The organism is Mesorhizobium sp. M7A.F.Ca.CA.004.06.1.1 (assembly GCF_003999135.1).
Lineage (GTDB): Bacteria > Pseudomonadota > Alphaproteobacteria > Rhizobiales > Rhizobiaceae > Mesorhizobium.
Map to the genome: position 1 here is coordinate 1 of NZ_RZPQ01000255.1, position 7,281 is coordinate 7,281.

General features: G+C 63.8%; 6 protein-coding genes. 4 read left to right on the forward strand and 2 right to left on the reverse strand.

Annotation, left to right across the window (positions count from 1 at the left end; all coding sequences use genetic code 11):
* Positions 1-377 (reverse strand): citrate/2-methylcitrate synthase (locus tag EN906_RS16720; RefSeq protein ID WP_281060444.1); only part of this gene is annotated, 377 nt, incomplete at its 3' end.
* Between the two features lie 92 nt (positions 378-469).
* Here EN906_RS16720 and EN906_RS16725 point away from each other — a divergent pair.
* Positions 470-1,609: a citrate synthase gene (locus EN906_RS16725; protein ID WP_127270162.1), complete on the forward strand. Its 1,140-nt coding sequence runs from the start codon at positions 470-472 to the stop codon at positions 1,607-1,609.
* Positions 1,610-1,630: 21 nt separating this feature from the next.
* Here the strand turns inward: EN906_RS16725 and phaR are convergent, their stop codons facing one another.
* Positions 1,631-2,242, reverse strand: coding sequence for a polyhydroxyalkanoate synthesis repressor PhaR (gene phaR, locus EN906_RS16730; RefSeq protein WP_027037157.1), 612 nt, complete (start codon positions 2,240-2,242; stop codon positions 1,631-1,633).
* 301 nt (positions 2,243-2,543) lie between these two features.
* On the opposite strand from phaR, the gene EN906_RS16735 reads away from it, so the two are divergent.
* The 3 genes from EN906_RS16735 to EN906_RS16745 form a co-directional block, all read left to right on the forward strand.
* Positions 2,544-3,722 carry an acetyl-CoA C-acetyltransferase gene (locus EN906_RS16735; RefSeq protein WP_127270160.1) on the forward strand — a complete coding sequence of 393 codons (1,179 nt, stop codon included), beginning with the start codon at positions 2,544-2,546 and terminating at the stop codon, positions 3,720-3,722.
* 127 nt (positions 3,723-3,849) lie between these two features.
* Entirely contained in the window at positions 3,850-4,575 is a 726-nt protein-coding gene (gene phbB, locus EN906_RS16740) for an acetoacetyl-CoA reductase (protein WP_023814310.1), read from the forward strand.
* Positions 4,576-5,294: 719 nt separating this feature from the next.
* Positions 5,295-7,281: helicase-related protein (locus EN906_RS16745; protein WP_206529099.1), on the forward strand; the 1,987-nt coding region annotated here is incomplete at its 3' end.

Here is a 7,281-nt window from a genome sequence, read left to right on the forward strand (position 1 = left end):
CGCCGGCCCTGCTGCGCCTGCAGCGCGGCGGGCGCTGCGATGAGCAGCAAGGCATCGGTCAAGGTCTCGCCGTCCGGCAGCAGCGCCATGCCGGCGCGCATGGCGCTGTAAACATCGAGCGACGCCAGCAGGGGCAGCGAGGGCAAGAGCCGTTCGAACACCTCAGCGCGTGCCTGGCCCAGTGCCCGCGTCAGTTGCGCCTCATCGGGAAGGTCGTCGAAGAAGCCGTCGAGCAGCAGCCGCATCACCTGGGCATAGTTCAAGCGGCCGGCCAGCTCCGGCAGCGAATGACCTCGGATCGTCAGACGGCCACCAAGACCATCCACATCGGAAAGCACGGTTTCCGCCGCCACCACGTCATCGAGCCCATTCGCCATAGCCTGTCTCCTTGAAGCATTTCCGGATCGGAGATAGAGATGGGCAACGTTTCCATCAATCTTGATCAATAGAATCAATATCAGGGCTCGATATGTCCGAGTGGTTGTCCCGGGAAGAGGCGCTTGAGCGCCTCAAGGTGCGGGCGCAGACGCTGTACGCCTATGTCAGCCGTGGGCGCATCGGCATGCGGCCCGACCGCGCCGATCCGCGCCGCAGCCAGTACCGCGCCGACGATATCGCCGCACTGGCGACCCGCCGGGCGCGCGGACGGAGCCCATCAGTCATCGCTGAAAGCGCCATTGCCTGGGGCGAACCCTCAATCGCAACGGCGATTTCGACCGTCTCGCACGGTCGGCTCATCTATCGCGGGCAGGACGCCGCAGTGCTCTCCGGGCACGCCACACTGGAAGAAGCCGCCGCCATTCTCTGGGCTCTGCCGGAACCGGTGGCTTTCGAAGCACCGTCGCCGGATGTGCCCCATCAAGCCGGCCGGGCCTCGGCTTTTGCGCAACTTGCCGTGCTTGCCGGCCAAGGGCGCCCGTCGCTTGGGCGCAACCGGGCCTCGCTGCATGCCGATGCCGCGCACGCTGTCGGCGTGCTGGTCGCCGCGCTGGGCGCACCGGCAGGACCAGATCCCGTCCATCAGCGGCTGGCGCAGGCCTGGTCGGTGGACGCCGGCGGCGCCAATGCGATCCGCCGCGCGCTTGTCCTGCTTGCCGATCATGAACTGAATGCGTCGACCTTCGCCGCGCGCGTCGCAGCCTCGACCGGCGCGCCGCTGGCCGCTTGCCTGCTGGCCGGGCTCGCGACGCTGTCAGGCCCTCGCCATGGCGGTGCCGGCGAGGCGGTGATGCAACTGGCCGAGGATGCGGCCCGACATGGCGCCGATGCGACGATCCGGCGCTGGCTCAGCCACGACCGGCCATTGCCGGGGTTCGGTCATCAGCTCTATCCTGACGGCGATCCCCGAGGGGCGGCGCTTCTGTCGGTGATCGAGGTTGACGGCACACTATCTTCGCTGCGCGATGCTGCCCTTGCGGCGACCGGCGCGCTTCCCAATATCGACTTTGGGCTGGCAGCGCTGACGCGCAGCCTCGGCTTGCCGCGCGATGCGCCGTTTCGCCTGTTTGCGCTCGCACGCAGCGTCGGCTGGGCCGAGCACACGGTCGAACAGATCACAAGCGGAAGTGTCATCAGGCCGCGCGGCCGCTATGAGGGCGTGCTGGTGTAGGGTTGCAAGAGCGCCAAGCGCTCAGGACATCGTGTCGAGCTTGCGCTGCATGGCCGCGATCTGGTCCTTCAGTTCCTGAAGATCGTCGGGTTTTTCTGACGTTTCCTTCCTGGCCGGCTCGGGCGATGGCGCGGCGGCTGGCGCGGTGCCGGCGGGCGGGAACGGCGTGAACAGCCGCATCGCATTCTGGAACATTTCCATGTTGCGGCGTGTCTGTTCCTCCAGCGCCTTGATCGGCGTGGTGATCTTCATCATGTCGAGCGGCGACTTGCCGATCGCCCCCTTCATCTGCTCGCGAAAGCGCTCCTGCTCCTTGGAAAAGGCAAGCATCGACTGTTCGAGGAAGCTCGGCACGATCATCTGCATCTGGTCGCCGTAATAAGCGATGAGCTGGCGCAGGAACGGGATCGGCAGCATGTTCTGCCCGTCCTTGTTCTCCAGTTCGAAGATGATCTGTGTCAGCACCGGATGCGTGATGTCGTCGCCGGTCTTGGCGTCCTGGACGGTGAACTCCTCGCCCTTCTTGACCATCTCGGCGAGGTCCTCGAGCGTCACATAGGTGCTGGTGCCGGTGTTGTAGAGGCGGCGATTGGCGTATTTCTTGATGATGATCGGATCGTCTTTAGCGGCCATCTACATCCTCCCGGGGACACCGGCGCGCCTCTGAGCAAGCCGCCGATAACGATTGTGCCTTTTTTTTGAGGATATGCGCAAAAGCTTCACAATTCCAAGCAGTTTGTGCAGTGCGGGATCACTAAATGCTGCATAGCAGGCAAAATATGCTGCGCAGCAATGGACGAATGGTCGCCCTGGCAAGGCACGGCCTGCTTGCGGCGCATGGGCGCCATGCCCATTTCCGGTTTGACTTGGGGTTGGGAAAGGGCAAGAAAAGTCCCCAACGACAGAGCAACACCCTTGAAGTCTGGAGAAGAAAATGTCCGCTTCCATCGTCATTGCCAGTGCGGCGCGCACGCCGGTCGGCTCCTTCAACGGCGCCTTCGCCGCCACCCCTGCGCATGAACTCGGCGCCGTCGTCATCAGGGAATTGCTGTCGCGTGCCGGTGTCGAACCAGGCGAGGTCGACGAGGTCATCCTCGGCCAGGTGCTGACCGCCGCGCAAGGCCAGAACCCGGCCCGCCAGGCATCGATCAATGCCGGCCTGCCCAAGGAAACCACAGCCTGGGGCCTCAATCAGGTTTGCGGCTCGGGCCTGCGTGCCATTGCGCTCGGCATGCAGCAGATCGCCATCGGCGACGCCAAGGTGATCATCGCCGGCGGCCAAGAATCGATGTCGCTTTCGACGCATGCCCAGCACCTGCGCGCCGGCGTCAAGATGGGCGACTTCAAGCTGATCGACACCATGATCAAGGACGGGCTGTGGGACGCCTTCAACGGCTATCACATGGGCAACACCGCCGAAAACGTCGCGCGTCAGTTCCAGATCACCCGCGAAGACCAGGACCAGTTCGCGCTCGCCTCGCAAAACAAGGCCGAGGCCGCGCAGAAGGCCGGCAAGTTCAAGGACGAGATCGTCGCCGTCACCATCAAGGGCAAGAAGGGCGACACCATCGTCGACCAGGACGAATACATTCGCCACGGCGCCACGATCGACGCCATGACCAAGCTGAAACCGGCTTTCGACAAGGACGGCACGGTGACCGCCGCCAACGCCTCCGGCATCAATGACGGTGCCGCCGGCGCGCTGCTGATGAGCGAGGCGGAAGCGGTGAGGCGCGGCATCACCCCGCTGGCACGCATCGTGTCCTGGGCAACCGCCGGCGTCGATCCGCAGATTATGGGCACCGGCCCGATCCCAGCATCGCGCAAGGCCTTGGAAAAGGCCGGCTGGTCGGTCGGCGATCTCGACCTGGTCGAGGCCAACGAGGCCTTTGCGGCACAGGCCTGCGCCGTCAACAAGGACATGGGCTGGGATCCCTCGATCGTCAACGTCAATGGCGGCGCCATCGCCATCGGCCACCCGATCGGTGCGTCCGGCGCCCGCGTCTTCAACACGCTGGTCTTCGAAATGCGCCGGCGCGGCGCCAAGAAAGGCCTCGCCACCTTGTGCATCGGCGGCGGCATGGGCGTCGCCATGTGCATCGAAGCACTCTGAAAAAGAAGTGAGTAGCAAATAGGGAGTAGTCAATAGGGAAGAATTGCGTCAGCGCGACGGGACGTAGATCCCTACTCGCTATTCGCTACTCCCTATTCGCTCTCCCGACCAAAGGGAGGGAACACGCATGACCAAGGTAGCAATCGTCACAGGCGGATCGCGCGGCATCGGCGCGGCGATCTCGATCGCATTGAAGACCGTCGGCTATTCGGTTGCCGCGAACTATGCCGGCAATGACGCCGCAGCGGCGAAATTCAAGGCCGAGACCGGCATTCCGGTCTACAAATGGTCGGTCGCCGACTATGATTCCTGCGCCGCCGGCATCAAGCAGGTCGAGGCCGATCTCGGCCCGGTCTCGGTGCTGGTCAACAATGCCGGCATCACCCGCGACGCCATGTTCCACAAGATCACGCGCGAGCAGTGGAAAGAGGTCATCGACACCAACCTGTCCGGCGTCTTCAACATGACGCATCCGCTGTGGAGCGGCATGCGCGACCGCAAGTTCGGCCGCGTCATCACCATTTCCTCGATCAACGGCCAGAAGGGCCAGGCCGGCCAGGTCAACTATTCCGCCGCCAAGGCCGGCGACATCGGTTTCAGCAAGGCTCTCGCTCAAGAGGGAGCACGCGCCGGCATCACCGTCAACGTCATCTGCCCTGGCTACATCGCCACCGAGATGGTCAAGGCGATTGACGAGAGGGTGCTCAACGACCGCATCATCCCACAAATCCCCGTCGGCCGCCTCGGCGAACCGGAAGAGATCGCGCGCTGCGTCGTCTTCCTCGCATCCGAAGATGCCGGCTTCATCACCGGCTCGACCATCACGGCCAATGGCGGCCAATACTTCGCCTGACGACGTGGCGATGTAGGAGATCGACGGGCCGGCACACCGGCCCGTTTCCGGCACGGTCCCTTTGACGTGCTCGCGACCGTAGCTGACCCAATTCGGCACGCAGAGGTTAACAGCCACCCGCCGCCCTGTGCGAAAGCTGCTTCGTAACCTGTGGATTCTCGGTGGATAAGCTGTTCACAACACAAGATATTGGGGTGAACAAATCGGGAAAATCGCGCCATCGCTGATTCGTCGCCGATTCGTTCCGGCTATGAGCCGAACGTTAACGACGACAGCCGGAATCGTCTGCCCAACTGCTTAACGCAGGTTAAGAAAGATCAACAATTTCATCATGTTGGTTGAGGCGCGCCTAGCCGCCGTGATTGTTTCCAGGCAAAGGTTAACGGCAACACCCTCTTAGCATGAAACGGGCCAGTTCAGCGATTCAGCATGTGGTGCGACTCGCGGCCGCGAAATCCACATGTAGCCGTGAACAAAAGCTGAATCTGCAGGAGTCACTGATTCGTCGCCGATTCGTTCCAGACTCGTTCTATCCGTTAATCCGCAGCCGATTGGAAGCTTGACAAAACCACCTTCTCGCCGCCGGCGGAACATTCCGCTTTCGCTTCGCGCCCGAAATCCCTATGTGTCGCCTGTCATACGCGCCATTTGAGGCACGCTCCCGACAACCAGAGGCCAGAAGCCTTATTTCCAGGTCCCAGAAGCCTTATTCTAGGTTGATGAACATCCAGCCCAAACACACAGAGCCGCTGATCCTGTCGGGCCGCGACGTGACCGCCGTGCTCGGGCCGACCAACACCGGCAAGACCCATCTCGCCATCGAGCGCATGGTGGCGCATGAGAGTGGGATCATCGGCCTGCCGCTCAGACTTCTGGCGCGCGAGGTCTACGCCCGCGTCTGCGAAAAGGTCGGCGCCCACAAGGTTGCGCTGATCACCGGCGAGGAAAAGATCCAGCCGCCGGGCGCCAGATATTCGGTCTGCACCGTCGAGGCCATGCCGCGCGAGACCGACGCCGCCTTTGTCGCCATCGACGAGGTGCAGCTCGCCGGTGACCTCGAGCGCGGCCACATCTTCACCGATCGCATCCTGCACCTTCGCGGCCGTCAGGAAACGCTGCTGCTGGGTGCTGCCACCATGCATGGCATCCTGCAGCGCCTGCTGAGGGGTGTCTCGGTGGTGACGCGGCCGAGGCTGTCGCATCTTGCCTATGCCGGTTCCAAGAAGCTGACCCGCCTGCCGCGGCGCACGGCGATCGTCGCCTTCTCCGCCGACGAGGTCTACGCCATCGCCGAGTTGATCCGCCGCCAGCAGGGCGGTGCCGCCGTCGTGCTCGGCGCGCTCTCGCCGCGCACCCGCAACGCCCAGGTGGCGCTGTTCCAGTCCGGCGATGTCGACTACCTCATCGCTACCGACGCAATCGGCATGGGTCTCAATCTCGATCTCGACCACGTCGCCTTCGCCCAGAACCGCAAGTTCGATGGCTTCCAGTACCGCAACCTGACCGCGGCCGAGCGCGGCCAGATCGCCGGCCGCGCCGGCCGGCATCTGCGTGACGGCACCTTCGGTGTCACCGGCCAGGTCGACCCGCTCGACGAAGAGCTGATCAAGAAGATCGAAGGCCACGATTTCGATCCGGTGAAGGTGCTGCAGTGGCGCACCGCGCATTTCGACTTTGCCAGCCTCGACGCGCTGAAGCGCTCGATCGAGACCAACGCTCCGGTCGAGGGACTGACGCGGGCATTGCCTGCCGTCGACGCACAGGCGCTCGAGCATCTGTCGCGCGACGAAGACATCCGCGCGCTCACCACCAATGCCAAGCGCGTGGCGCTGCTGTGGGAAGCCTGCGCGCTGCCCGACTACCGCAGGATCGCGCCGGCGCAGCATGCCGACCTCATTGCCTCGATCTACACGGACCTCGCACGCCACGGCCATGTCGACGAGAATTACATGGCCGAGCAGGTGCGCCGCGCCGACACCACCGAGGGCGACATTGACACGCTGTCGCATCGCATAGCCCAGATCCGCACCTGGACATTCGTGTCGAACCGGCCCGGCTGGCTGGCCGATCAGGCACACTGGCAGGAAAAGACGCGCGAAATCGAAGACAGATTGTCGGATGCGCTGCATGAGCGGTTGACGAAACGCTTCGTAGACCGCAGGACTTCCGTCCTCATGCGGCGCCTTAGAGAAAATACCATGCCTGAAGCCGAAATTAGCCCTACCGGAACCGTCCTTGTCGAAGGCCACCATGTCGGCGAGTTGCAAGGGTTCCGCTTCACCGCCGACCAGACCGCCGGCGGCGAAGACGCCAAGGCGGTGCGCACCGCTGCCCAGAAGGCGCTGGCCGCCGAGTTCGAATCGCGCGCCGAACGCTTCGGCGCCTGCGCCAATGGCGACATCGCGCTCGGCTCGGACGGCACGCTGCGCTGGATCGGCGCGCCGATCGGCACGCTTGTATCAGGCGAAGACGCGCTGAAGCCGCGGTTGGTGCTGCTGGCCGACGAACAACTGACCGGCCCGGCGCGCGACAAGGTTGCCGCGCGTGCCGAGCGTTTCGTCAATTTCCAGATCGAGTCGCTGCTGAAGCCACTGGTCGACTTGAAAAACGCCGACCAGATTTCCGGCATCGGCCGCGGCATCGCCTTCCAGCTGGTCGAGAATTTCGGCCTCATCAACCGCCGCGACATCGCCGAGGAGATGAAGT